At 71.6% G+C, this 25,318-nt stretch carries 23 protein-coding genes and 1 tRNA gene; 11 read left to right on the forward strand and 13 right to left on the reverse strand.

From position 1 onward, the window contains the following. Positions 1-138 precede the first annotated feature (138 nt). Together ACZ4Z5_RS15870 and ACZ4Z5_RS15875 are read right to left on the reverse strand one after the other, a co-directional pair. Complete coding sequence (locus ACZ4Z5_RS15870; protein ID WP_468262423.1) at positions 139-2,667, reverse strand: ABC transporter permease; 2,529 nt, start codon at positions 2,665-2,667, stop codon at positions 139-141. 52 nt (positions 2,668-2,719) lie between these two features. Beyond that, on the reverse strand, positions 2,720-3,490 hold the full coding sequence (locus ACZ4Z5_RS15875; RefSeq protein ID WP_468262425.1) for an ABC transporter ATP-binding protein: 771 nt from the start codon (positions 3,488-3,490) through the stop codon (positions 2,720-2,722). Positions 3,491-3,852: 362 nt separating this feature from the next. Between ACZ4Z5_RS15875 and ACZ4Z5_RS15880 the strand changes: the two genes are divergently transcribed. Together ACZ4Z5_RS15880 and ACZ4Z5_RS15885 are read left to right on the forward strand one after the other, a co-directional pair. After that, positions 3,853-3,934 (forward strand) — tRNA-Leu (locus ACZ4Z5_RS15880). A gap of 119 nt (positions 3,935-4,053) precedes the next feature. Then, on the forward strand, positions 4,054-4,920 hold the full coding sequence (locus tag ACZ4Z5_RS15885) for a Bax inhibitor-1/YccA family protein (RefSeq protein WP_468262428.1): 867 nt from the start codon (positions 4,054-4,056) through the stop codon (positions 4,918-4,920). Positions 4,921-5,000: 80 nt separating this feature from the next. Here the strand turns inward: ACZ4Z5_RS15885 and ACZ4Z5_RS15890 are convergent, their stop codons facing one another. Continuing rightward, entirely contained in the window at positions 5,001-5,231 is a 231-nt protein-coding gene (locus ACZ4Z5_RS15890) for a DUF4287 domain-containing protein (RefSeq protein WP_468262431.1), read from the reverse strand. Between the two features lie 99 nt (positions 5,232-5,330). Between ACZ4Z5_RS15890 and ACZ4Z5_RS15895 the strand changes: the two genes are divergently transcribed. Next, positions 5,331-5,657, forward strand: coding sequence for a hypothetical protein (locus ACZ4Z5_RS15895; protein ID WP_468262434.1), 327 nt, complete (start codon positions 5,331-5,333; stop codon positions 5,655-5,657). 53 nt (positions 5,658-5,710) lie between these two features. Here ACZ4Z5_RS15895 and ACZ4Z5_RS15900 read toward each other — a convergent pair whose 3' ends face one another. The 3 genes from ACZ4Z5_RS15900 to ACZ4Z5_RS15910 form a co-directional block, all read right to left on the reverse strand. Further along, positions 5,711-6,499 (reverse strand): hypothetical protein, encoded by a 789-nt coding sequence (locus tag ACZ4Z5_RS15900; protein ID WP_468262636.1) that lies wholly within the window; start codon positions 6,497-6,499, stop codon positions 5,711-5,713. A 275-nt stretch (positions 6,500-6,774) separates the two neighbouring features. Continuing rightward, a complete protein-coding gene (locus tag ACZ4Z5_RS15905; protein ID WP_468262436.1) occupies positions 6,775-7,995 on the reverse strand; it encodes an acetyl-CoA C-acetyltransferase in 1,221 nt (406 codons plus the stop codon). A 226-nt stretch (positions 7,996-8,221) separates the two neighbouring features. Continuing rightward, positions 8,222-9,244 (reverse strand): SGNH/GDSL hydrolase family protein, encoded by a 1,023-nt coding sequence (locus ACZ4Z5_RS15910; protein ID WP_468262639.1) that lies wholly within the window; start codon positions 9,242-9,244, stop codon positions 8,222-8,224. Between the two features lie 166 nt (positions 9,245-9,410). Here ACZ4Z5_RS15910 and ACZ4Z5_RS15915 point away from each other — a divergent pair, with 166 nt between their 5' ends. Both ACZ4Z5_RS15915 and ACZ4Z5_RS15920 read left to right on the forward strand, forming a co-directional pair. Next, complete coding sequence (locus tag ACZ4Z5_RS15915) at positions 9,411-10,802, forward strand: cystathionine beta-synthase (protein ID WP_468262439.1); 1,392 nt, start codon at positions 9,411-9,413, stop codon at positions 10,800-10,802. Positions 10,803-11,260: 458 nt separating this feature from the next. Next, positions 11,261-12,103, forward strand: a complete 843-nt coding sequence (locus ACZ4Z5_RS15920) for a MurR/RpiR family transcriptional regulator (RefSeq protein ID WP_468262441.1) — start codon at positions 11,261-11,263, stop codon at positions 12,101-12,103. A 220-nt stretch (positions 12,104-12,323) separates the two neighbouring features. On the opposite strand, the gene ACZ4Z5_RS15925 is transcribed toward ACZ4Z5_RS15920, so the two are convergent. The 6 genes from ACZ4Z5_RS15925 to ACZ4Z5_RS15950 form a co-directional block, all read right to left on the reverse strand. Next, a complete protein-coding gene (locus ACZ4Z5_RS15925) occupies positions 12,324-12,698 on the reverse strand; it encodes a hypothetical protein (RefSeq protein ID WP_468262444.1) in 375 nt (124 codons plus the stop codon). Continuing rightward, positions 12,662-13,156, reverse strand: coding sequence for a roadblock/LC7 domain-containing protein (locus tag ACZ4Z5_RS15930; RefSeq protein WP_468262447.1), 495 nt, complete (start codon positions 13,154-13,156; stop codon positions 12,662-12,664). Before ACZ4Z5_RS15930 ends, ACZ4Z5_RS15925 begins: the two co-directional genes overlap by 37 nt. Before the next feature lie 38 nt (positions 13,157-13,194). After that, positions 13,195-13,974 (reverse strand): transcriptional regulator, encoded by a 780-nt coding sequence (locus ACZ4Z5_RS15935; protein WP_468262450.1) that lies wholly within the window; start codon positions 13,972-13,974, stop codon positions 13,195-13,197. After that, positions 13,971-14,396, reverse strand: coding sequence for a hypothetical protein (locus ACZ4Z5_RS15940; protein ID WP_468262453.1), 426 nt, complete (start codon positions 14,394-14,396; stop codon positions 13,971-13,973). The genes ACZ4Z5_RS15935 and ACZ4Z5_RS15940 overlap by 4 nt, the downstream gene beginning before the upstream one ends. A 147-nt stretch (positions 14,397-14,543) precedes the next feature. Further along, a complete protein-coding gene (locus ACZ4Z5_RS15945; protein WP_468262456.1) occupies positions 14,544-15,941 on the reverse strand; it encodes an APC family permease in 1,398 nt (465 codons plus the stop codon). 107 nt (positions 15,942-16,048) lie between these two features. After that, positions 16,049-17,383 (reverse strand): type III PLP-dependent enzyme domain-containing protein, encoded by a 1,335-nt coding sequence (locus ACZ4Z5_RS15950; RefSeq protein WP_468262459.1) that lies wholly within the window; start codon positions 17,381-17,383, stop codon positions 16,049-16,051. Positions 17,384-17,504: 121 nt separating this feature from the next. Between ACZ4Z5_RS15950 and hutU the strand changes: the two genes are divergently transcribed. The 4 genes from hutU to hutI all read left to right on the forward strand — a co-directional run bounded on the left by hutU (position 17,505) and on the right by hutI (position 23,024). Then, positions 17,505-19,163, forward strand: a complete 1,659-nt coding sequence (hutU, locus tag ACZ4Z5_RS15955; RefSeq protein WP_468262462.1) for a urocanate hydratase — start codon at positions 17,505-17,507, stop codon at positions 19,161-19,163. Between the two features lie 77 nt (positions 19,164-19,240). Then, a complete protein-coding gene (locus ACZ4Z5_RS15960; RefSeq protein WP_468262642.1) occupies positions 19,241-20,431 on the forward strand; it encodes an allantoate amidohydrolase in 1,191 nt (396 codons plus the stop codon). Then, positions 20,422-21,759, forward strand: coding sequence for a formimidoylglutamate deiminase (locus ACZ4Z5_RS15965; protein WP_468262464.1), 1,338 nt, complete (start codon positions 20,422-20,424; stop codon positions 21,757-21,759). Before ACZ4Z5_RS15960 ends, ACZ4Z5_RS15965 begins: the two co-directional genes overlap by 10 nt. Before the next feature lie 17 nt (positions 21,760-21,776). Continuing rightward, positions 21,777-23,024, forward strand: coding sequence for an imidazolonepropionase (gene hutI / locus ACZ4Z5_RS15970; protein WP_468262467.1), 1,248 nt, complete (start codon positions 21,777-21,779; stop codon positions 23,022-23,024). A 72-nt stretch (positions 23,025-23,096) separates the two neighbouring features. Here hutI and ACZ4Z5_RS15975 read toward each other — a convergent pair whose 3' ends face one another. Then, a complete protein-coding gene (locus ACZ4Z5_RS15975) occupies positions 23,097-23,969 on the reverse strand; it encodes an RNA polymerase sigma factor SigF (RefSeq protein WP_468262469.1) in 873 nt (290 codons plus the stop codon). A gap of 250 nt (positions 23,970-24,219) precedes the next feature. Between ACZ4Z5_RS15975 and ACZ4Z5_RS15980 the strand changes: the two genes are divergently transcribed. After that, a complete protein-coding gene (locus tag ACZ4Z5_RS15980) occupies positions 24,220-24,591 on the forward strand; it encodes an STAS domain-containing protein (protein ID WP_468262472.1) in 372 nt (123 codons plus the stop codon). 213 nt (positions 24,592-24,804) lie between these two features. Continuing rightward, positions 24,805-25,287 carry an ATP-binding protein gene (locus ACZ4Z5_RS15985; protein ID WP_468262475.1) on the forward strand — a complete coding sequence of 161 codons (483 nt, stop codon included), beginning with the start codon at positions 24,805-24,807 and terminating at the stop codon, positions 25,285-25,287. The last annotated feature ends 31 nt before the right edge of the window (positions 25,288-25,318 follow it).

Raw genomic sequence — 25,318 nt, forward strand, 5'->3', positions numbered from 1 at the left:
TGGAGCCCTGCCCGCCCCATCAACCTCCACCACAAACCACGACCTCCCTCTCGCCCCCCCCCCCCCCCCCACCCCCGAAAGGCCCCCCCCCCCCCCCTGCGCCCCCGGCCCGGGCCCTTCCGGTCGGGAGGCCGAGGACTACTCCGTCTTGATCGCCGTCAGCATGTTCAGCCGCGCCGCGCTCCGTGCCGGCCACATCGCGGCGAGCACGCCGACCAGCCCGGCGAGCACCATGAAGATCCCGATGCGGTCCCAGGGGATCACCATGGCGTAGTTGGGGATGGAGCCCTTCACGGTCTGGCCGATCGCCCAGCCCAGGAAGCTGCCCATGGCCACGCCGACGAGGGCGCCGAAGACCGAGATGACCACGGCCTCCAGGCGGATCATGCGCTTGACCTTGCGGCGGTCCAGGCCGATCGCCCGCAGCATCCCGATCTCCTGCTGGCGCTCGAAGACCGACATGGCGAGGGTGTTGACGACGCCGAGGACCGCGATGATCAGGGCCATCGCCAGCAGGCCGTACATGATGTTCAGAAGCATGTTGATCATGCCGCCGAACGAGTCCCTGATGTCCTGCTTGTCCATGACCTTGATGGCCGGGTTCTGGCCGAGCGCGTCCACCAGGGCCTGCTCGTTGGCCGGGCTCTCGCCGCCGTCCGTCTTCACGTAGATCTGCGGGATGTACGAGTGGGTCTCGTGCGCTTCGAGCAGCGACAGCGGAGCCATGACGGTGGAGACGAGCTCGTTCTCCTCGTACGTGGCGCCGAGGGTGACCTTGCCGGTCTTGCCGTCGTCGAACTTCACGGGCAGGGTCTGGCCGAGCTTCCAGCCCTTGTCCGCGGCGGTCTTCCGCTCGACGGCGATCCGGCCCTCGGCGAGCGAGTCTAGCGAACCCTCGACGACGTCGAGGTTCATGACCTGCTCGACGTCACCGGGCACGACGCCCGAGACGGAGCGGGCGACGCCGCCCAGCTCGAGGTAGGAGGCCTGCTGCGGGGAGGCCGCGGTGACGCCCTTGGCCTTGCGGACGGCGTCCAAGGTGGACCTGTCCAGCGGCATGCCCTCGCCCGCCATCTGGATCATGTAGTCGGCCTTGACGTTGTCCGTGGTCGACTTCTCGATGGCCTGGCCGATCGAGATGCCGAGCACCGACAGCCCGGTGACCAGGGTCAGGCCGATGGCCAGGGCCGAGGCGGTGGCGCCGGTACGGCGCGGGTTGCGCACCGCGTTCTGCGCGGAGAGCTTGCCGGACACCCCGAACACCCGGGTCAGCGGCGGCCGTACGAGCGCGATGACCGGACGGGAGAGGAGCGGGATCAGGATGATCAGGCCGACCAGGGCGAAGAAGGTGCCGCCGGCGATGACCTCCTTGCCGTCCTTGCCCATGGACGCGCCGGCCACGATGCCGGCTGCACCGATGAGGGTGAAGAGGGCGCCGATGCTGTTGCGCAGCACCAGGGACTTGGTCGTGGCGACCGCGTGGACGCTGCTCATGGCGGCGACCGGCGGGATCTTCGCGGCGCGGCGGCCGGGCAGCCAGGCGGCGATCACGGTGACCAGGACGCCGACGGCGATGGCCGAGACGATGGCGGTCGGGGAGACGACCAGCGGACCGTCCGGGACCTTCATGTCGAAGGCGCTCATGCCGGAGCGCAGCGCGGTCGCGAGTCCCAGACCGAGGGCGAGGCCGACACCCGAGGCCACGGCGCCGACCACCAGGGCCTCCAGGAGCACCGAGCGTGTGATCTGCCGACGGGAGGCGCCGACGGCGCGCATCAGGGCGAGTTCCCGGGTGCGCTGGGCGACCAGCATGGTGAAGGTGTTGGAGATCAGGAAGACACCGACGAACAGCGCGATGCCGGCGAAGGCCAGCAGCATCTGCTTGAGGCCGCTCAGCTCCTGGTCGATCGTCTCGGCCTCGTCGGCGGCGAGCGCCGCACCGGTCCTGGCCTCCGAGCCCTCGGGGAGCAGCGGCTTGACCTGTTCGAGGATCTTCTGGTCGGACGCGCCCGGAAGGCCGGTGACGGTGACGTCCTGGAAGATGCCCGGCTTGAGGTAGAGCTGCTGGGCCACGGGGGTCTGGAAGAGGACGAGGCTTCCGCCCGCGCTCACCCCGCCGTCGTCGGTGGTGAAGACCCCGGCGAGCGTGTACTCCTTGACCGGTCCGTTGGTGGCGACGCGCACGGTGTCGCCGACCCGGTACCTGCCCTCCGCGGCGGTGTCCTTGTCGAGGGCGATCTCGGTGGCCTTCGCCGGGCCGTGGCCGTCGGTGAAGGAGTAGCGCTCGTCCTTGCCGTCCTTGCCGGGGGCGAAGTTGGAGCCTATGTTGGCCCAGCCGTTGCCGATGAGCTTGCCGCTCTCGTCGGCGACGCCGGCGAAGCCGTCGACGCGGCCGGTCGCGGCCGCGACGCCCTCGATCTTCCCGATCTTCTCGACGGTGGCGGCGGGAATGCCCGGCTCCTGCTGGGAGTCCGGCGAGCCGTACGAGGTGATCCCGACGGCGATCTTGTCGTAGCCCTTGGCGGTCTGGTTGCGGAAGGCCTTGGAGAGGGTGTCGGAGAAGACCAGGGTGCCGGAGACGAAGGCCACGCCGAGCATCACGGCGAGCACGGTCATCAGCAGCCTGGCCTTGTGCGCGAGCACATTGCGCAGGGCGGTACGGAACATGGTGTGTGTCAGTCCTGGGGTGGGGGCCGGAAGTCTGCGGAGGAGCCGTGGATCAGCTGGTCCGTCCCTTGGCGTCGAAGTCCTTCATCCGGTCCAGCACCGCGTCCGCGGTGGGGTGCAGCATCTCGTCGACGATCCGTCCGTCGGCGAGGAAGACGACGCGGTCCGAGTAGGAGGCGGCGACCGGGTCGTGGGTCACCATGACGACGGTCTGGCCGAGTTCACGGACGGAGTTGCGGAGGAAGCCGAGCACCTCGGCGCCGGACCGGGAGTCGAGGTTGCCGGTGGGCTCGTCACCGAAGATGATCTCCGGCCGTCCGGCGAGGGCGCGGGCGACGGCCACGCGCTGCTGCTGGCCGCCGGAGAGCTGGGTGGGGCGGTGGCCGAGCCGGCCCGACAGTCCCACCATGTCGATGACGGCGTTCAGCCACTGCTTGTCGGCCTTGCGGCCGGCGATGTCCATGGGCAGCGTGATGTTCTCGAGCGCCGTCAGCGTGGGCAGCAGATTGAACGCCTGGAAAATAAATCCGATCTTGTCCCGGCGCAACTGGGTCAGCTGCTTGTCCTTGAGCGAGCCCAGTTCGGTGTCGCCGATGCGCACCGAGCCGCTGCTGAAGCTGTCCAGGCCGGCGACGCAGTGCATCAGCGTGGACTTGCCGGAGCCGGACGGGCCCATGATCGCGGTGAACTCCCCCTGCCGGAAGTCGACCGTGACCCGGTCCAGGGCGACCACCTGGGTCTCGCCGGATCCGTAGACCTTGCTGAGATCCGTGGCGCGGGCGGCCACCGCGGTGGCGCGGACGGCGGTGGGCATGGTGGTCACAGGGCACTCCTGACGGACGGTCGTTCGGGGATGGCTCCATCCTGTCCGGGCAGCGGGAGCGAATCGTCAGTCCTCGTGCCCGTTCCCGGGGCCGTCTTGGGTCGGACCCCCGGTGCCGTCCGTCCTCCTTGGGTATGACGGCGCCCCTGAGGCGGGCCTCCCCGTAACGGGTGGACGACTTTCCGTCATTTCGTCTCGGCGCGGGCCACGCCTGCCAACCGCCTCCGGCATGTGCCGAAGCGGCATCCGGCCTGCTGACGCACCCTCAGAAGTCAATAAAATAAGACAACATCCGGTCGTCGCTCGGCTGTTCGGGGGATCTGTCCGGATAGGCTCGTCACGCTCACGCGGAGCCGCGCGTTGCCCGGATGGTGGAATGCAGACACGGCGAGCTTAAACCTCGCTGGCCTTCGGGCCGTGCCGGTTCGAATCCGGCTCCGGGCACTTCTCGACGCCGGTCCGGTCTCGGTCCCGCAAAGATCCTCCCTAGGCACTAGGGCCTTCCCTTTGCTTGCCCATTACTCTTGACGCAAGGCCGCGCTCGGTGGCCATGGAGGAGTGAGATGAGGAGCAGCAACCCGGTCTTCTCGCGACGGGGGTTCAGCCGTGACAACGGCTACGCGGGCTTCGACGCCGCACAGGCCGGGGGCACCGCAGCCGGCACGAACCCGTACGCGACCAACCCCTACGCGACCAACCCGTACGCGCAGGACGCCCAGGTAGGTGCACCGGCGCCGGTCCGCGCCGATGTGATGACCATGGACGACGTGGTGGCCCGCACGGCCATGACGCTCGGCACGGTCGTCGTCGGTGCCATCGCCGCCTGGACCCTCCTGCCGGTCGACCCGGCGAACGCGGGCAAGTCCTACGGCGTCGCCATCGGCGCGGCCCTGGTGGCCTTCGTCCTGGCGATGGTGCAGTCCTTCAAGCGCAAGGCCTCGCCCGCGCTGATCCTCGCCTACGCGGCGTTCGAGGGCGTCTTCCTCGGGGTGCTGTCGAGCATCGTCAGTACCTACGTCGCACCCGGCGCGGTCGCCCAGGCCGTCCTGGGCACCATGGCGGTCTTCGCCGGCGTCCTGATCGCCTACAAGACCCGCCTCATCCGCGTCACCCGCCGCTTCTACGGCTTCGTGATGGCGGCGGCTATCGGCTTCGTGCTGTTGATGCTGGTGAACATGCTGGTCGCCGTCATCGCCGGCGGTGACGGTCTGGGCCTGCGCTCCGGCGGCCTCGGCATCCTGTTCGGTGTCATCGGTGTCGTCCTCGGCGCCTGCTTCCTGGCCCTCGACTTCAAGCAGGTCGAGGACGGCGTCACCTACGGCGCGCCCCGCGAGGAGTCCTGGCTGGCCGCCTTCGGTCTCACCATGACGCTCGTGTGGATCTACGTCGAGATGCTCCGTCTGGTGTCGATCCTGCAGGGCGACGACTGACGCCCAGTGGATGACCCGGAAGGGCCCGGCACTTCGGTGCCGGGCCCTTCCGTTTCCTCCGCTTCCCGCGCGCTCGCGCGTCAGTGCAGCCGGCGTGCCGCGCGCCGGAGGTCGTACTCGTGGATGATCGCTTTCGCGTGGCCGTAGGCGAGGTCGTACTCGCCGCGCAGCCAGCTCACCTTCTCCTCGAAACGGAACAGGGCGGGGCCGTCCTCGACGGTGCGCAGCCAGTCGGAGACTTCACGACCGGTGCATTGGGGGATGCGGGAGAGCAGATTTCGATGGGTCTCTTCGGAGAAGACGTGGGACATCGGCGCCTCCGGACGCATTGCGATGCTGGTCCTTCACGTCACCGTGCCCGAGTGTTGGCGTATTGGCAACAGTGCGGGGGAGGCGCGTAGGGTCGCGGCGTGGTTGACGTGACGCCCTTGACGAACGCCGTGGAACGCTTCGCCGACCGTCTGCGGGCGGCGCCCGAGAGCCGGCTCCGGCGCGGCGCGGCCGCGGCGGGCCTCGCCCTCGCCCGCGATCTCGCCCTGCGCGCCCAGCGGCTGGAGTTCCCGGACGCCGAACCACGCACCCTGCCCGACGCCGGGGTCTTCGCCGTCGCCGACCAACTGGCGGTCGCCGGGAACGATCTGGCGCTGGCTCTGGCGGCACGGGAAACGGCCCCGTCCGGAGGACTCGACGAGGCCGTGCGAAGGGTCGCAGCCGCGGAGTCCGAGGCGTTCGGCTGAGCCCGCCGCGGGGGTGCGGGCGGGGGCTGGTCGGACCGGCGGCCGGTGGTGCGTCAGAGCGACGCGATGACGCGGTCGGCGAGCACGTAGACGTTCTCCCCGCCGCAGAAGAAGGTGAGTGCGTACGCGCCGGACACGCCGGAACCGCCCAGCAGGACCGGTACCTCGCCGGAGCGGAGGGCCTCGCCCAGCCGCTCAGCGGTCTCGCGGTGGCCGGGGGTCATGCACAGCGTGGTCCCGTCGGCGAACACGTACACGTCGAGGGTGCCCAGCGGGCCGGGACGCACGTCCGACAGGGCCGTACCGGCCTCGGCGAGCTCCTCGAGGCGGGCCACGGTGCGCTCGTGGTCGGTGACGACCGGCGTCTGGACGGGCACGAAGTCGGGGTGCGAGGGGTGCCGGCGGCGGGCCGCGGCCAGCTCGGGGGAGTCCTCGGGGAACTCCTCGACGGCCGGCTCGGTCACCTCGGGAAGGCCTTCCAGGCCCACCAGGTCCGCCTGGCGCGGCATGAAGAAACCGGACTCGTCGCCCAGCCCGCCGAGTCCGCCCAGCAGGGACGGGGCGTCCGCGGCGTCGCGGGCCTCCTGCGCCGCCCAGAAGGCGCGCGCCTCGGCCAGCTCGCGCTCGCGCTCCTCGGCCAGGGCCTCGGCGACGGCGGCGCGTATGTCCGCGGCGTGGCTGTGACGGGACTGTGGCGGAATGGTGGCCGTGCGGCGGTCACTCGCGGCGGCGAGCTCGACACGCAGGGCGGTCACCTGCTTCCGCAGCCCGTGAGCGGCGTGCAGGGCAGCTGCCCCCACGACCGTGGCAGCGGCCGTGGTCAGCAGCAGGGCAAAAGACATCGCGCTCACTGACTTACTCCCGGATTCAATGGATACCCCCCGGACTTCCTACATCAGCTTGTCGTGGACCCGCCCCTCGTGTCAGTGCATTACGTCACGAAAAGGACAGGACTTTTGGCCCGAGGTTTACTCCGGCGAGGTGGGTGACCTGCGCAAACGATCCTCCCCCAGGACATAGGTCACATCCTGGGGGAGATTTGGTCACGGCTCGGCCGCGACCGGGTTGGGAACCGGGGTCCCGGGAGCGGCCCGGGGGCCGCCGGGCACCGCCGGGGTCAGCTCAGGCGCTCGATGACCATGGCCATGCCCTGGCCGCCGCCGACGCACATCGTCTCCAGGGCGAACTGCTTGTCGTGGAACTGGAGGCTGTTGATCAGCGTGGTGGTGATGCGGGCGCCGGTCATGCCGAAGGGGTGGCCGACGGCGATGGCGCCACCGTTCACGTTCAGCTTGTCGATGTCGATGCCCAGGTCGCGGTAGGACGGGATGACCTGTGCGGCGAACGCCTCGTTGATCTCGACCAGGTCGATGTCGTCGATGGTCAGGCCGGCCCGCCTCAGGGCCTGCCTGCTGGCCTCCACCGGGCCGTAGCCCATGATCTCGGGGGAGAGGCCGGAGACGCCGGTGGACACGATCCGGGCGAGCGGGGTCAGGCCCAGCTCCCGCGCCTTGGTGTCGGACATGATGACCAGCGCCGCGGCGCCGTCGTTGAGCGCGCAGCAGTTGCCGGCGGTGACGAGGCCGTCGGGACGGAAGACCGGCTTCAGGCCCTGCACGCCCTCCAGCGTCACACCCGCGCGCGGGCCGTCGTCCTTGGAGACGACCGTGCCGTCGGGCAGGGTCACCGGGGTGATCTCGCGCTCCCAGAAGCCCTTCTTGATGGCCTCCTCGGCGAGGTTCTGGGACCGTACGCCGAACTCGTCCATCTCCTGGCGGGTGACGCCCTTGAGCCGGGCCAGGTTCTCCGCGGTCTGGCCCATCGCGATGTAGGCGTCCGGGATCAGGCCGTCCTCGCGCGGGTCGTGCCAGTCCGCGCCCTCGCTCTGCGCGACGGTCGCGGTGCGGGCCTCGGCCTCGGCGAAGAGCGGGTTGTGGGTGTCCGGCAGGCCGTCGCTGGTGCCCTTCACGCTGCGGGAGACGGTCTCCACGCCGGCCGAGATGAAGACGTCGCCCTCGCCCGCCTTGATCGCGTGCAGCGCCATCCGCGACGTCTGGAGCGAGGAGGAGCAGTAGCGGGTGATGGTGCAGCCCGGCAGGTGGTCCATGCCCATCTGCACGGCCACGATGCGGCCCAGGTTGTGGCCCTGCTCACCACCGGGCAGGCCGCAGCCCAGCATCAGGTCGTCGATGTCCCGCGGGTCGAGCTCGGGGACCTTCGCCAGCGCGGCCTGGATGATCGTGGCGGTCAGGTCGTCCGGGCGGACGTCCTTGAGCGACCCCTTGAAGGCGCGGCCGATGGGCGAGCGGGCGGCAGAGACGATCACGGCTTCGGGCATCACGGCTCCTGAGGGGCGAGGAAGGCGGCAGGACAGAAAGGGAAGTTACCTGTCCGTACCGTGGGCGGTCACCGGCCGCACCATGTGATGCGGACCTCTTTTCTAAGCGCTCGCTCAGCCAATTTTGTTCCCTGGGGTGCCATGCCGACAAGCCGGGGTGCTGCCAGGAGGGCCGGCGTCCCTCCCGGCGAGCTCCCGGCGAGCTCCCGGCGAGCTCCCGGTGAGCTCACGGCGAGGCGGCCGCGTCCGGCGCCGTGGTCCGCTCCGCGGGTTCCTCGGCCCGCTCCGGCGCGGGCTCCGCCCCGGCCGGCAGCCTCCTCCAGCGCCGGTGTTTGAGCAGCGCCCACGCGGCCCGTACACCCGTGACCTCCGTACCGGCCTCCTCCACGGCTTCGACGGCGGCGACGGCCACCGGCAGGATGTCCTCGTCCCGCGACGCGTCGGGGCGGTCGCTCTCCGGCCACAGGCCGAGCGCCGCGCACAGCGTCGGCAGCACCGCCATCGCCGCCGTCGCGTAGCCCTCCGCAGAGGGGTGGTAGTTGTCCGGCCCGAACAGCTCCCGCGGATTGGCCGCGAACTCCGGGCCCAGCAGGTCGCCCAGCGACACGGTCCGCCCGCCGTGCTCCACCACGCCGATCGTCTGCGCCGCGGCCAGCTGCCGCGACGTCCGGCGGGCCAGCCAGCGCAACGGCTGGTACACCGGCTCGATCGTCCCGAGATCCGGGCAGGTGCCCACGACCACCTCGGCGCCCGCCGTACGCAGCCGCCGCACCGCGTCCGCCAGGCAGCGCACCGAGCGCGTCGCCGGGATCCGGTGCGTCACGTCGTTGGCCCCGATCATGATCACGCAGACGTCGGGGGTCCGTGAGGTGTCCGACAGGATCAGCGTGACCTGCCGGTCGAGGTCGTCCGAGCGGGCACCGGGCAGCGCCACGTTGTGCAGGTCCACCGGGCGCTCCGCCACCGCCGCCAGCCCCGAGGCCAGCAGGGCCCCCGGCGTCTGCCCCGCCCTCCGTACGCCCTGCCCGGCGGCCGTCGAGTCGCCCAGCATCCCCAGGCGGAGCGGATCACCGCCGCCCGCGAACACCATCCCGTAGAGGCCGTCCGCGTCGGGAGGGTCGGAGAGACCGCCGCCCACCGCACGCCGTGCCAGCTGCACCTCGGCCAGGAGCACACCGGCTGCCGCCACCCCCAGCAGCCCGATGCCGCCGCCTCCGTAAGCCGCACCCGCGGCGATCCTTCGTGCCACCCTCGCCCTGGACAACCGCCACCTCCTCGTCGCCGTACCAGCTACGTGCCCGGTCGTGGGTGTGCCTCAATCGCGTCATTCCCGCAGTGGGTGAACCATGGAGGTGAATGACGGGACTCCGTCCGCATACGCTGACTGGACCATTACGGAGACCCCGGAGAACACGGTGCAAATCCACGACTCGATGATCAGCCTCGTCGGCAACACCCCGCTGGTGCGGCTCAACAACGTGACCGAGGGCATTCAGGCGACTGTCCTGGCCAAGGTCGAGTACTTCAACCCGGGCGGTTCGGTCAAGGACCGCATCGCTCTGCGCATGATCGAAGCCGCGGAGAAGAGCGGCGAACTGAAGCCCGGCGGCACCATCGTCGAGCCGACCAGTGGCAACACCGGCGTCGGCCTGGCGATCGTGGCCCAGCAGAAGGGCTACAAGTGCATCTTCGTCTGCCCGGACAAGGTCTCCACCGACAAGATCAACGTGCTGCGGGCCTACGGTGCCGAGGTCGTCGTCTGCCCGACGGCCGTCGCGCCGGAGCACCCCGACTCCTACTACAACGTCTCCGACCGGCTCGTCCGTGAGACGCCGGGTGCCTGGAAGCCCGACCAGTACAGCAACCCGAACAACCCGCGCTCGCACTACGAGACCACCGGTCCCGAGCTGTGGGAACAGACGGAGGGGAAGATCACCCACTTCGTCGCGGGCGTCGGCACCGGCGGCACCATCTCCGGCACCGGCCGCTACCTCAAGGAGGTCGGCGACGGCAAGGTGAAGATCATCGGCGCCGACCCGGAGGGCTCCGTCTACTCCGGCGGCTCCGGTCGCCCCTACCTCGTGGAGGGCGTCGGCGAGGACTTCTGGCCGTCCGCCTACGACCGGAACGTCACCGACCAGATCGTCGCCGTGTCCGACAAGGACTCGTTCCAGATGACCCGGCGCCTCGCCAAGGAGGAGGGCCTGCTCGTCGGCGGCTCCTGCGGCATGGCGGTCGTGGCCGCGCTGGAGGTCGCCAAGGGCCTCGGCCCGGACGACGTCGTGGTCGTGCTGCTGCCGGACAGTGGCCGCGGCTACCTCAGCAAGATCTTCAACGACGAGTGGATGGCCGACTACGGCTTCCTCGAGGACGCCGGCCCCTCCGCGAACGTCGGCGACGTGCTGAACGACAAGGAGGGCGGCATGCCCTCGCTCGTCCACATGCACCCGGACGAGACCGTCGGCCAGGCCATCGAGGTGCTGCGCGAGTACGGCGTCTCCCAGATGCCGATCGTCAAGCCCGGTGCCGGACACCCCGACGTCATGGCCGCCGAGGTCGTCGGCTCGGTCGTGGAGCGCGAGCTGCTCGACGCGCTGTTCACGCAGCGGGCGTCGCTGGGCGACCCGTTGGAGAAGCACATGAGCGCGCCGCTGCCGCAGGTCGGCTCCGGCGAGCCGGTCGAGGACCTGATGTCCGTCCTCGGCGAGGCCGACGCGGCGATCGTCCTCGTGGAGGGCAAGCCGACCGGTGTGGTGAGCCGTCAGGACCTGCTGGCGTTCCTCGCCAAGGCCGGGGCCAAGGCCTGACTCCCCTGAGGGGAAGGGGAGTTTCGCGAAACGGGAACGAACGCGACACGTTTACGCAGCACCCGCTTAACACAGGTCCGGCACATTGGTGGACGTCGGCGAGGCGATCACGTCCCGCCGGCGCCACCAACGGCGCCAAGGACCTCCGGAGCGGCTCCCGGACCTCCCTGGACGCCGGGGCGCGCAGGCCGGCCCTGACCCGGCCCGTGCCCCCCGCGGGGACCGCCGTCGTCCCGCCCCCGGCTCCGGCCGGGGTGCGGCGGTCCCCGCCACGCCGTTCCCGGCCGTACGTACGCCTGCCCGGCCGCACGGACACCTCGGCCCGCCCGCACGTACACGTCGGCACGCCCGTCCGGATACCGGATGTCCGTCCGCCGGACCGGGTTGCCCCCGCTGCATAGCCTCATGCAGAGTTCTCAGTGACTGAATAGCATCGTCATGAGATCGCCGGACGGGGGATGGCAGTGAACGACAGTCCTGCGGCACGCCTGCAGCAGCTCTTCGAGGGGCACCGGCTCACCCCTACCCAGCGGCGCATCGCCCACTGCATGGTCCGGCGGGCGGCCGACGCCCCGTTCCTTTCGAGCGTCGAGCTCGCCGAGCTCGCCGGGGTCAGCCAGCCCTCCGTCACCCGCTTCGCGGTGGCGCTCGGTTTCGACGGCTACCCGGCGCTGCGCCGGCACCTGCGCGAGGTCGCCCCGGCGGCCCCGGTCGAGACCGGGTCCCCGCACAACGAGTACCAGCAGGCCGTCCACGCCGAGATGGAGAACCTGCGGCACCTCGCCGAATTCCTGGCCGACCCCGGCCCGGTCGAGGAGGCGGGCCGGCTGCTCGCCCTGTCCCGTCCGCTGCCCGTCCTCGGGCTGCGGGCCGCATCCTCCCAGGCCCGCGGGTTCGCCTACTTCGCCGCCAAGGTGCACCCCGACGTACGACTCCTCGACGAGGGCGGCTCGATGCTCGCCGACCGCATCGACGCGGCCCGGCGCGCAGGCGCGAGCGCACTGCTGTGCTTCGCGCTCCCGCGCCATCCGCGCGAGGTCGTCGAGACCCTCGACTACGCCCGGGACAAGGGCCTGAAGGTGGTTACGGTCGCCGACTCCGCGTTCGCACCCGTCGCCAAGCACAGCGACCTGCTCATCCCGGCCCCCGTGGGCACGGGCCTCGCCTTCGACACGGCCTGTGCGCCGATGCTGCTGGGCCGTGTGCTCCTGGAGGCCCTCTGCGACCACCTGCCGGACGCCCAGGCGCGTCTGGAGGAGTTCGACACACACGCGGCGGCGCGGGGACTCTTCGTCGAGTAGCGGCCGACGGCCCGGATCCGCCATCCGGACCCGTCCTCCCGGCCCGGGCATCCCCGGCCGCGCACCGCCGCCTACGGCGACCACGGCGGCGCCGACGAGACCACGACCCTGCTCGACCCCCGGCCGGCGCGTCCGCGCGGCCTCAGCGGGAGCCGACCGGGGCACGAGGACGCCGCGCCTCCCGAGACCGAGGCGCGGCGCCGGCGCGGGGAGTACGCGGTCAGACCTCCAGTTCGGTCTCGATCTTCCTCAGCTGGTGACGGGCCATCGCCAGGTTCGAACGCTGGGCGTCCAGCGCGATGTAGAGGAACAGGCCGTTGCCGCCGCGGGCCTTGAGGAGCCGGATCAGGTGGTACTGGCTGCCCAGGGTGATCAGGATGTCCTCGATGTCGTCCTGCAGGCCCAGGAGTTCCATGGTGCGGAGCTTGGCGCGCACCACGTCGGTGTTCCCGGCCGCGGCCACGTTCAGATCGAGGTGTTTTCCGCCTCCGATGGTGCCCAGCGCCATACCGCTGGTGTAGTCGACGAGGGCGGCACCGATGGCGCCCTCGATCGAGGTCATCGCTTCCTTGAGGGCAGTTTCGGTGTTGGCCATGAGAGGGGTTCCTTTCGGTCGGGCTTGCGGTCCAGCTGGCGATCGGTCGGCCGATCGGGCTCTTCCTGGGTGTATTCGGGTCGTTCGAGAGTCGCGTCCACGATCTGGCCTATCCGGGCGCCGGAGCGGCGGGCCTCCAGGTGGAGCCGGCCCACATTGACGCGGGGGCCGGCGAGCAGGGTCAGTACGGCGGAGGCGCCCGCCGCGTAGGTCGCCACATAGCCGTGCTCGCCGCGCAGCAGCAGTTCCCGGAAGCCGCCGCGGCCGGTGGCGTCGGTGAGCCGCAGTGCGACACCGAGGGCGGCGGCCGTGAGCGCGGCGATGCCCTCCGCCTCCACCTCGGCCGTGTCCTGGGCGAGTACGAGGCCGTCCACGCTGGCCGCGAGCGCGCCGGTCAGCTGCGGCAACCGGGTCCTCAACCGGTTGAGTTCGTCGAGGACTTCGGGGCTCGCAGCCATCAGCAGTCTCCTCTCGGCGCGATGCCTCAGCGCGCGGATCACAGCGTTGCCTCCAAGGCGTCACGCAGTCGCCGGAGCAGCGCCACGTCCGCGGCGACACCGGCCGGGTCGAGGCTCGCGGCGGGGGGACGCGGCGGCACGTACGCGGGCACGGGTCGTTGTCTCGGGCGCGGCTTCGGCGTCTCGACGAAGCCGGCCGCGGCCAGCCGGCGTACGTCGATCAGCGTGTGGAACGCCGGTCTGCCCAGTTCGCGTGCGATGTCGGCTGGGGTGCGAGTGCCGTCCGCGAGGTCCAGCACGGCGTGGTGGCGGGGGGCGATCCGGCTGTCGGGCGGCAGGGAGGTGCGGACGACGGGAGCGGTGTCGGTCTCCGGGTGCGCCCAGAGCCGGTCGAGCAGCCGCCGGCGCCGCTCGGTCTCCCGCTCGACGGCCTCCGCCGGCACGGGTCGTACGGGGCCCATCCAGTGCGCCACGCCGTAGCGGAAGCGGGTCGGGCCGCCGCTGGGCGCCAGTGCGAAGAACGCGGCGTCGAACAGCGCGCCCAGGTGGCAGATCTCCAGTTCGCCGCCGGAGATCCGGCCGCTGTCGACGAGCCAGCGGCCGACCTTGCGGCGCGCCCCGGCCTGCTGCAGGGCCTCCTGCCATCGGTCGGGGTGCAGCCGGCCGCCGGCCGTCAGCAGGACGTCCAGGCCGGGGGAGGCGGGACTCTCGGCGTGCACGACCTGCCCGTCGGCCAGGTAGATCACGCCCCGGTCGCGCAGCAGCGCTCCGGTGGCCCGCTCGGCGGCGAGGCGCTGGAGCATGGGCGAGACGGTCATTCGAGCACCAGCCGCTCCGCGAGTTCCCGCAGCTGCAGCCGCGCCATGGCGAGATTGCCCTCGTCGCGGTCGAGCCACAGATGCAGCAGGACGCTGCTCTCGAATTGCGTCTCGACGAAGCGCAGTACGTGATAACACGTGTGGGTGGTGACGATGACGTCCTCGACGAACAACCCCTTGGCCGGACCGCCTCCCTCGGCCGCGCCCGTCCCGGACCCTGCCGGGCCGACGGGGGCGAACGTGGGATTCTCGGCGGCCATGCGGGCCAGTTCGGCCGTCTCGGCCGCCGCCGTCTCGTGGTCGTCGCCGGCCGCGTCACCCACCGTGCCGAGCGCGAGCCCGCTGGTCCAGTCGACCACAGCGGCGCCTCGCGCGCCGGGCAGTCGCATGGCGTGCAGTAGGCACTCGTCGATTCCGGGCACGCGGAACCCCCTCCGGCGCGTGTGTACGAACCCCTAGGACACTTGTCCGTGACGAAGAGGTTACGCACCGTGCAGCCCGCAGGTGAGACTTATGGCATTTTCCAGCGGAACATGCGCGAGGTTGGCTAAGGTCCGCCCTCGTGCTTCTCAGGCCTCCGGTGTCGAGTCCCCGGCGGGCCGTCCCGGTTCCTCGTGCCGCAGCTTCAGGACCAGCCGGTTCACCACCCAGAGCAGGATGCCGATGGCGAGCAGCACGCCCGCGCGGATGTACACGTCGGCCGCCCGGTCGGCGAGCGGGCTGGCCAGGACGAGCGAGGCGATCGCGCCGAGGACCGGCAGCGCGGTCGGGGTGCGGAAGTGGGCGTGCGCCACGCGGTCCCCGCGCAGTACCAGGACGGCGATGTTGACGACGGTGAACACGCACAGCAGGAGGAACGCGGTGGTGTCGCCGAGGCCTTCGATCCCGCCGGTCGACACCAGCCCGACGGCGAGCAGCGTGACGAAGAGGATGCCGGTCACGGGGGTTCGGCGGTGCGGCAGGACGCGGGCCATGACCCGGGGCAGGATCCGTTCGTTGGCCAGTCCGTAGCAGAGCCTGGAGGCCATCATGATGTTGATCAGCGCGGAGTTGGTGACGGCGAACAGCGCGATCAGGGCGAAGAGCTTCGGCGGGAAGGCGACCCCGCTCACCTTGACGACCTCCAGCAGGGGCCCGCTGGACTGCTCGAGGGTGCGGTAGTCGACGAGGAGCGACGAGACGAGTCCGACCAGCACGTAGACGGTCCCGGTGATGCCGACCCCGAGGAAGATCGCGCGCGGGAAGGTGCGGACCGGGTCCTTGGTCTCCTCCGCCATGTTGACCGAGTCCTCGAACCCGACGAACGCGAAGAAGGCGAGCGCGGTGGCTCCGAGGACGCTGGTGAGCAGGGCGAACCCGGTGCCCTGCGCCTCGAAGTCGCCGAGCCGTGAAGGCGTGCCGTGGCCGGCCAGCACGGAGTACGCGCCGATGGCGAGGATGACCACCAGGCCGGTGAGTTCGACGAGGGTGAGGACCACATTGGTCTTCACGGACTCGGAGACGCCGCGCAGGGCCAGGGCGGCGAGGGCCAGGATGAACAGGATGGCGACCAGGGTGGGCGGTACGGCCCCGGTGAACTCGGCGAGGTAGTCGCCGCTGAACGCGCGGGCGGCGGCGCTCGCCGACGACAGGCCCGAGCACATCACCATGAAGGCGATGATGAAGGTGAGGAACGGGATCCCGAACGCCTTCTGGGTGTAGAGCGCGGCGCCCGCGGCCCTCGGGTACTTGCTGACCAGTTCGACGTACGACGCCGCCGTGAGGATCGCCACGACGAAGCCGATCACGAACGGCAGCCAGAGGGCTCCGCCCACCTTCCCGGCGACCTTGCCGGTGGTGGCGTAGATGCCGGTGCCGAGGATGTCGCCGATCACGAAGAGGATCAGCAGTTTGGGCCCGATGGCCCGCTTCAGAGGTGTCTCTTCGGCGCCCGCGGGTGCGGGCGCGGGTGTACTGCCGACGCTCATGGGAATCTCTCCCGGTCCGTTTGCCGGATGCCTCCCGGTTTTCGGATGACCTGCCCGGGCCGGCGCCCGGCATGCGCTGTCCCGGACGAATGCGGAGGAAAGGGTGACTACAGCAGTGCGTCCGGATGCATGCCGCCCGCCTCGGCGACGATCTCTTCGACCGTCTGCGGGGCCCGGACCGTCGCGAAGCGCACCCTGCCGTCGGGGGCGACCGTGAAGCCGTGGACTCCGGGCCGGGCCAGGCTGTTGTACGTGTAGTGGTGGGCGAAGCCGTATGCGCCGGTGTCCAGGGCGGCCACCAGGTCCCCCGGTTCCAGTGCCGGCAGCGGCCGGTTCGCGGCGAGCAGGTCGCCGGCGAAGCAGGCCGGGCCCGCGACGTCCTGGGGGACCGCGGGGCCCGTCCTGGGCCTGCCCTTCGCGTCGTACGCGACGAGCCGCAGCGGCCAGTCGCGCGGGGCGTAGACGGTCCGGGTGGCCACCTGCACCCCCGCGTGGGTGACGGCGATCGGCCGCCCGCCGGCCGTCTTGGCGTATTCGACGCGGGCGAGGAGCAGGCCGTTCTTCGCCAGCAGGGACCGGCCGAACTCGGTGATCAGGCCGTACCGCCCGTCGAACAGGCCGGGTACCTCGCGGGCGAGCAGGGCCGCGTACTCGGCGTGGGTCGGGGTCACCTCGTCGGAGGCGAAGTTCACCGGGAGCCCCCCGCCGATGTCGACGGTGTCGACCTGCCGCCGGCCGGCCGCCGCGTTGATCTCCTCGGCGAGCCCGTACACCGTGCGGACGCCCTCGGCCATGAGGGCGAGGGGCAGGCCCTGCGAGCCGGAGTGGATGTGCAGCCGGGTGAGCCAGGGTCTGTCCAGATACGCCCGGACGACCCGGGCGTGGGCGCCCGGTTCGGCCAGCGGCACGCCGAACTTGGACGTGGCGGTGGCGGTGGAGAGGGCGCCGATGCTGCCCGCGCCGGTCTGCGGGTTGACCCGCAGTCCGAGCGGCGGGACGCCGGACGAACGCGCGACGAGCTCGTCGATCCTGGCCAGTTCCTGCGGGTTGTCCGCGTTCACGGCGATGCCGAGGGCGAGGGCATCCCGCAGTTCCGCATCGGTCTTGGCGGGGGAGTCGAGCACCAGCCGGCCGGGGCCGATGCCGGCGGCGCGGGCCAGGGCCAGTTCGCCCGGACTGGCGGCCTCGGCGCCGAGACCCTCCTCGTGCAGCAGCCGCAGCACCGGCACGAGCGGGGTCGCCTTGACCGCGAAGGCGTGCAGGACCGGGGTGCCGGGCGGCACCACCGCGGCGAACGCCTCGCGGAGCGCGGCGGCCGCGGCGCGGATGCCGGCCGTGTCCAGCAGTCCCACGAGCGGGCGCCCGGGGCCGACGAGCCCCTCCTCCACGGCGGCGGCAACGGCCCGGTCGCGCCGCGCGGCGGCGTCCACGTCAGCAGGCATGACGCCAGCCAACCACCCGGCGCGCGGCCGCGCACCCGTCCACCCTGTTGACTAGTTCTATTCAGGCGGTCAGGATGTGAATATCCAATGCAATGACCGTGTGCCGTCGAGGAGGCAGACCATGTCAGGACCCCGTCCGGTACGGGCCCACCGCGGTGCGGAGCTGAACGCCCTGGGCTGGCAGCAGGAGGCCGCCCTGCGGATGCTCCAGAACAACCTGGACCCCGAGGTCGCGGAGCACCCCGACAAGCTCGTCGTCTACGGCGGCACCGGCAAGGCCGCCCGTGACTGGCGGTCCTTCGACGCGATGGTCCGGACGCTCCGGACCCTGAAGCAGGACGAGACGATGCTCGTCCAGTCAGGCCGCCCCGTCGGCGTGATGCAGACCCACGAATGGGCCCCCCGCGTCCTCATCGCCAACTCCAACCTGGTCGGCGACTGGGCCAACTGGGAGGAGTTCCGCCGGCTGGAGCAGCTGGGTCTGACCATGTACGGCCAGATGACCGCCGGCTCGTGGATCTACATCGGCACCCAGGGCATCCTCCAGGGCACCTACGAGACCTTCGCCGCCGTCGCCGCCAAGAAGTTCGACGGCACCCTCGCCGGGACGATCACCCTCACCGCCGGCCTCGGCGGCATGGGCGGCGCCCAGCCGCTCGCCGTGACCATGAACGACGGCGTCGCCATCTGCATCGACTGCGACCCCCGCGCCATCGAGCGCCGCATCGAGCACCGCTACCTGGACGTCCGCGCCGACTCGCTGGACCACGCGCTGCAGTTGGCCGTCGAGGCAAGGGACGCCAGGCGCCCGCTGTCCATCGGCGTGCTCGGCAACGCCGCCGAACTGGTCCCGCAGCTCCTCGCGATGAACGCCCCGATCGACATCGTCACCGACCAGACCAGCGCGCACGACCCGCTGTCGTACCTGCCGGTGGGCGTCGCCTTCGAGGACATGGCCGCCTACGCCGCCGAGAAGCCCGCCGACTTCACCCAGCGCTCCCGCGAGTCGATGGCCCGGCACGTCGAGGCCATGGTCGGCTTCATGGACGCCGGGGCCGAGGTCTTCGACTACGGCAACTCCATCCGCGGCGAGGCCCAGCTGGCCGGTTACGACCGGGCGTTCGCGTTCCCCGGCTTCGTCCCCGCCTACATCCGCCCGCTCTTCTGCGAGGGCAAGGGCCCCTTCCGCTGGGCCGCCCTGTCCGGCGACCCGGCCGACATCGCCAAGACCGACCGGGCGATCCTCGACCTCTTCCCGGAGAACGAGTCCCTCGCCCGCTGGATCAAGCTGGCCGGCGAGCGGGTCCACTTCCAGGGCCTGCCGGCCCGGATCTGCTGGCTCGGCTACGGCGAGCGCGACAAGGCCGGTGAGCGCTTCAACGACATGGTGGCCTCCGGCGAACTCGCCGCGCCGCTCGCCATCGGCCGCGACCACCTCGACTGCGGCTCCGTCGCCTCCCCCTACCGGGAGACCGAGGCGATGCTCGACGGCTCCGACGCGATCGCCGACTGGCCGCTGCTCAACGCCATGGTCAACGTCGCCTCCGGCGCCTCCTGGGTGTCCATCCACCACGGCGGCGGCGTCGGCATGGGCCGGTCCATCCACGCCGGCCAGGTAACGGTCGCCGACGGCACCAAGCTGGGCGGCGAGAAGATCCGCCGCGTGCTGACCAACGACCCCGGCATGGGTGTCATCCGGCACGTCGACGCGGGCTACGACATCGCCGAGCGCGTGGCCGACGAGCGGCACGTCCGCGTGCCGATGCGGGAGTCCGAGTGACCACGGACCGCCGTGTCCCGTCCGGCGCCGCCGCTGCGGCGCCGGACCGCGGGGCCACCGGCTCCTCCTTCCACGCGATGTGGCAGGAGCTGCTCCCCGTCGGCCGCCACCCGGACAGCGGCGGATACCGGCGGTACTCCTGGACCGGTGCCGACCTGGAGTGCCGCGAGTGGTTCCGCACACAGGCGGAGGCACGCGGGCTCGTCCACGAGGTCGACCGCAACGGCAACCAGTGGGCCTGGCTGGGCGACCCGCTGGCCGGCGACGCCGTCGTCACCGGCTCGCACCTCGACTCCGTCCCCGACGGCGGGGCCTTCGACGGCCCCCTCGGTGTGGTGTCCTCCTTCGCGGCGCTCGACGAACTGCGGCGCAGGGGAGCGGAGTTCACCAAGCCCCTCGCCATCACCAACTTCGGGGACGAGGAGGGCGCCCGGTTCGGGCTCGCCTGCGTCGGCTCCCGGCTCACCGCCGGGCAGCTGACCCGTGACGCGGCCCACCGGCTGCGCGACGCCGACGGCATCAGCCTGCCGCAGGCCATGGAGGCCGCCGGATACGACCCGGACGCCATCGGGGCCGACCCCGAACGCCTCGCCCGGATCGGCGCGTTCGTCGAACTCCACGTCGAGCAGGGGCGGGCCCTGGACCTGTCCGGCGACGCCGTCGGCATCGCCAGCGCCATCTGGCCGCACGGCCGCTGGCGGTTCGACTTCGCCGGCGAGGCCAATCACGCCGGCACCACCCGCATAGTCGACCGGCGCGACCCGATGCTCACCTACGCCGAGACGGTCCTCGCCGCCCGCCGCGAGGCCGAGCTCGCCGGTGCCCTCGCCACCTTCGGCAAGGTCGCCGTCGAACCCAACGGCGTCAACGCCATCCCGTCGCTGGTGCGCGGCTGGCTCGACTCCCGCGCTACCGACCAGGAGACCCTGGACACCGTCGTCGCCGGCATCGAGGCCGCGGCCCGGGAGCGCGCGGCCCGCGACGGCGTCGACCTGACCGTCGTCCGCGAGTCGTTCACCCCCGTGGTCGAGTTCGGGCACGCGTTGCGCGACGAGATCTCCGGCCTGCTGGGCGGAAGGCCGCCCGTGCTCGGAACCGGCGCCGGACACGACGCCGGAATCCTCTCCGCCTCGGTCCCGACCGCCATGCTGTTCGTACGCAACCCCACCGGCGTCTCCCACTCCCCGGCCGAGAACGCGGCCGAGGACGACTGCGTCGCCGGTGTCCTCGCCCTCGCCGACGTACTGGAAGGACTCGCGTGCAGGTGACGACGTACTGGCTGGAGCACGCCTGGCTCGGCACCCATGTCGAGCCGGGCGTGGCCCTGGAGGTCGCCGACGGACGCATCACCGCCGTCCGGACCGGGACGCCCACGCCCCCGCCGGGCGCGGAGCCCCTGCGCGGACTCACCCTCCCGGGCCTGGCGAACGCCCACTCGCACGCCTTCCACCGTGCGCTCCGCGGCACCGTCCAGGTCGGCTCCGGCACCTTCTGGACCTGGCGCGAGGTCATGTACTCGGTCGCCGAGAAGCTCACCCCCGACAGCTACTTCGCGCTCGCCCGCGCGGCCTACGCCGAGATGGCGCTCGCCGGCATCACCTCCGTCGGTGAGTTCCACTACCTGCACCACGCACCCGGCGGCGCCCCCTACGGCGATCCCAACGCCATGGGCGAGGCCCTGATCGCCGCGGCCGCCGAAGCCGGCATCCGTATCACCCTCCTCGACACCTGCTACCTCTCGTCGGGCTTCGGCAAGGCCCCCGACCGGCACCAGCAGCGCTTCTCCGACGGCACCGCCGACGCCTGGGCCCAGCGCGCCTCCCTGCTCAAGGAACGCGCCCACGCCCGGATCGGCGCCGCCATCCACTCCGTACGCGCCGTGCCCGCCGCCGAACTGTCCACCGTGGCGGAATGGTCCCGGGCCCGGAGCACCCCGCTCCATGTGCACCTGTCCGAGCAGACCGCCGAGAACGAGGCCTGCCTCGCCGCGCACGGCGTCACCCCGACCAGGCTGCTCGCCGACCACGGCGTCCTCGGCCCCGGCACCACCGGAGTCCACAACACCCATCTGACCGACGAGGACATCGCCCTCCTCGGCGGCACCACCACCGGCACCTGCATGTGCCCCACCACGGAACGCGACCTGGCCGACGGCATCGGACCGGCCGCCGCGCTCCAGCGCGCCGGCTCGCCGCTGTCCCTCGGCAGCGACAGCCACGCCGTGATCGACCTGTTCGAAGAGGCCCGCGCCATGGAGCTCGACGAACGGCTGCGCACCCGCACCCGCGGCCACTGGACCGCCGCGGCCCTGCTGAACGCGGCCTCGGCCGACGGCCACGCCGCACTGGGCTGGGACGAGGCCGGCCGGATCGAGCCCGGCGCCCTCGCCGACCTCACGACGATCGCACTGGACTCCGTCCGGACCGCGGGGCCGCTGCCCCGGCTGGGCGCCGAGACGGCCGTATTCGCCGCGTCCGCGGCGGACGTCCGGCACACGATCGTGGACGGCCGCCACATCGTCCGGGACGGGGCCCACCGGCTGGTGCCGGACGTGCCGCGGGCCCTCGCGGACTCGATCGCCGCCCTGCGCGACTGAAGGAGACACCTCGCATCATGAACACGGGCCCCGCGAGCACGGACAACCCGGCGACGTCCGCCCCCACGAGCACGAACAGCCCCGTGGCGGCGGCCGCCACCACCATCACCAACATCGCCAGCCTGGTCACCAACGATCCCTCCCTCGGCGACGGTTCCCCCCTCGGCCTGATCCAGGACGCGGCCGTCGTCATCGACGGCGACCACATCGTCTGGGTCGGTGAATCAAGCAAAGCACCCGCCACTGACAACCGGGTCGACGCCGGCGGCCGGGCCCTGATCCCCGGGTTCGTGGACTCCCACTCGCACCTCGTCTTCGCCGGTGACCGCACGGCGGAGTTCAACGCCCGGATGTCCGGCCGCGGCTACACCGCGGGCGGCATCCGCACCACCGTCGCCGCCACCCGCGCCGCGACCGACGCGGAGCTGTCCGCCAACGTCGCCCGCTACCTCGCCGAGGCGCTCCGCCAGGGCACCACCACCTTCGAGACCAAGTCCGGCTACGGCCTCACCGTCGAGGACGAGGCCCGCGCCCTGCGCATCGCCGCCGAGCACACCGACGAGGTCACCTACCTGGGCGCCCACATCGTGTCCCCCGACTACGCCGACGACCCGGCCGGGTACGTCGCCCTGGTCACGGGCGAGATGCTCGACGCCTGCGCGCCGCACGCCCGCTGGATCGACGTGTTCTGCGAGAAGGGCGCCTTCGACGGCGACCAGGCCCGCGCGATCCTCACGGCCGGCAAGGCCCGCGGTCTGCACCCCCGCGTGCACGCCAACCAGCTGTCGTACGGGCCCGGCGTACAACTCGCCGTGGAGCTCGACGCCGCCTCGGCCGACCACTGCACCCATCTGACCGACGCCGACGTGGACGCCCTCGCGAACGGCCGTACGGTGGCGACGCTGCTGCCGGGTGCCGAGTTCTCCACGCGCGCCGAATGGCCGGACGCCCGCCGTCTGCTCGACGCGGGCGTCACGGTCGCGCTGTCCACGGACTGCAACCCCGGCTCGTCGTTCACCTCGTCGATGCCGTTCTGCATCGCCCTCGCCGTGCGGGACATGAGGATGACCCCCGACGAGGCGGTCTGGTCCGCCACCGCGGGCGGCGCGGCTGCGCTGCGCCGCACCGACGTGGGCAGGATCAGCCCCGGGGCCCGCGCCGACCTGGCGCTGCTGGACGCGCCCAGCCATGTCCACCTGGCCTACCGGCCGGGCGTTCCGCTGGTGTCCCGCGTCTGGCGGCGGGGCGAACCGGTGGCCTTCTGATCCGTCGTCGACGCACCCGCCGCGGCCCCGGGAAGGGGGGCCGCGGCGTGGCGCCGACGTGGGCCGACGCGATTACTCCTCGGCGACGAGCGCGCGCCTGAGCCTGCGGAGGGTACGGGCCAGCAGCCGGGACACGTGCATCTGCGAGATCCCGAGTTCCTCGCCGATCTCGGACTGGGTCATGCCGGCGACGAACCGCAGCGACAGGATCTTCCGGTCACGGCTGGGCAGTTCCGCGATGAGCGGCTTCAACGACTCGATGTACTCGACGCCTTCGAGTCCGTGGTCCTCATAGCCGATGCGGTCCGCGAGGGTGCTGTCCGCGCCCTCCTCGTCCGGCTGGGCGTCCAGCGATCCGGCCGTGTAGGCGTTGCTGGCGGCCATGCCCTCGACGACCTCGTGCTCGTCGATCCCGAGGTGCCCGGCCAGTTCCGCGACGGTGGGGGCGCGGTCGAGGCGCTGGGCGAGCTCGTCGGTCGCCCGCGCGAGGTCGAGCCGCAGTTCCTGGAGGCGGCGCGGGACGCGCACGGACCAGGAGGTGTCGCGGAAGAAGCGCTTGATCTCGCCGATGATGGTCGGCATCGCGAAGGTGGGGAACTCGACGCCCCTGCTGAGGTCGAAGCGGTCGATCGCCTTGATGAGGCCGATGGTGCCGACCTGGATGATGTCCTCCATGGGTTCGCTGCGGGTGCGGAACCGGGAGGCGGCGAACTTGACCAGGGCGAGGTTGAGTTCGATCAGCGTGCTGCGGACGTACGCGTATTCGTGCGTGCCTTCTTCGAGGGAGTCGAGCCGGTCGAAGAGCGTCTTCGACAGCGCCCTCGCGTCCACCGGACCCACCTCGTCATAGGGCGGGATCTCAGGGAGGTCCTCCAGCGTGGAGGGCCTGCTGTGGTGGTGCGGTGCCGACGTCTCGGGGTGCGATTCGTCGAGCCGGGGTGACATGGGTGACCTCCGTGCTTCTCGGCATGCGGCTGCCGAAGCCCCTACGTGATCCTGCGGTGTGCGGCGCCTCCAAAGCCGGCCGTGTCGAAAGCTGTCCCTTCTAGCCCTACCTGCTTCCGGCAGCCCGTCGCAAGTGTCAAATGTCCGTGTTAGTTGGGTTTGTCACGCTGTTCGGCTACCGGCCGGCGTGAGGAACGCGTAATGTTCCTCGGGCGTCAAGGACAGCGACGGGACGGCGGAGAGAGACGGCATGGACCGTGGAACGATCGGCAGCGCCCACCGGAACCGGCTGAGTGTCGAGGCCAGGGCCGAGGGCCGGAACGAGGTCGTGACACCGGTGGGTGAGCTCGACCACAGCACCGCCGGCCTGCTCCGCGAACCGCTGGACCGCGCGGTGGCCCAGGGGCGCAACCGGCTCGTCGTGGACTGCTCCGGTCTCACGTTCTGCGATTCGACCGGGCTCAACGTGCTGCTCGGTGCCCGTCTCAGGGCCGAGGCGGCCGGGGGAGGGGTTCATCTGGCAGGCATGCCGCCCGTGATGGCCAGGGTGTTCGAGATCACCGGAGCCGACGCGGTCTTCGCGCTGCACGACACCCTCGAAGCGGCGCTCTCCGACACCTGAGGCCCGGGCCGCTCGCAGGCCCCTCCAGCGGCGGACCCCCGTCTCCTGTCTACGCCTTCCGGCCCGCCCCGCACCCCCGTCCCGGGCTCTCCCGGCCTCGTGGGTGTCGTCACGTTCCGGCCGGGCAGGAGAGACCCGGCATCAGCCCCCAGCAGCACGGTCCGCCGACACGGTCCGTGTCCATGAACAGTGAATCGGTGAGGTGAAGCGCTGATGAGCAGCACCCGGCAGCATCCGCCGGGCGACGACCTCGGCCCACGGCCGGACGGGGTCGCCCCGGCCCCCCTCGACCGGTACCGCACGCTCGCGCTGGCCGACGCCGCCGGAATCGTTCCGCTCGCCCGTGACTTCGCCCGCCAGGCGCTGTACGACTGGGGCTGGCTGCCCGCCGCCACCGCCGACGGCCGGGCCGCCGCGGAGGACGTGCTGCTGGTCGTTTCCGAACTGGTCACCAACGCCTGCCTGCACGCCGAAGGACCCGAGGAACTGCGCATCGCCTGCGACGGAAAGGTGCTCCGGCTGGAGGTCGCCGACCGGGGCGCCGGCCGTCCGGCTCCGCGCACCCCGCACCGCGCGGGCCGACCCGGCGGCCACGGCATGTTCATCGTCCAGCGGCTCTGCCTCGACTGGGGAGTGCTGCGGCGGCCCGGCATCCCCGGCAAGACCGTCTGGGCGGAGCTGGCAGCCCCCGCGTAAGCAGCCGCTGCTGCGTCTCTTCCCTCCTCGA

It is taken from the genome of Streptomyces sp. NPDC030222, assembly GCF_055573115.1.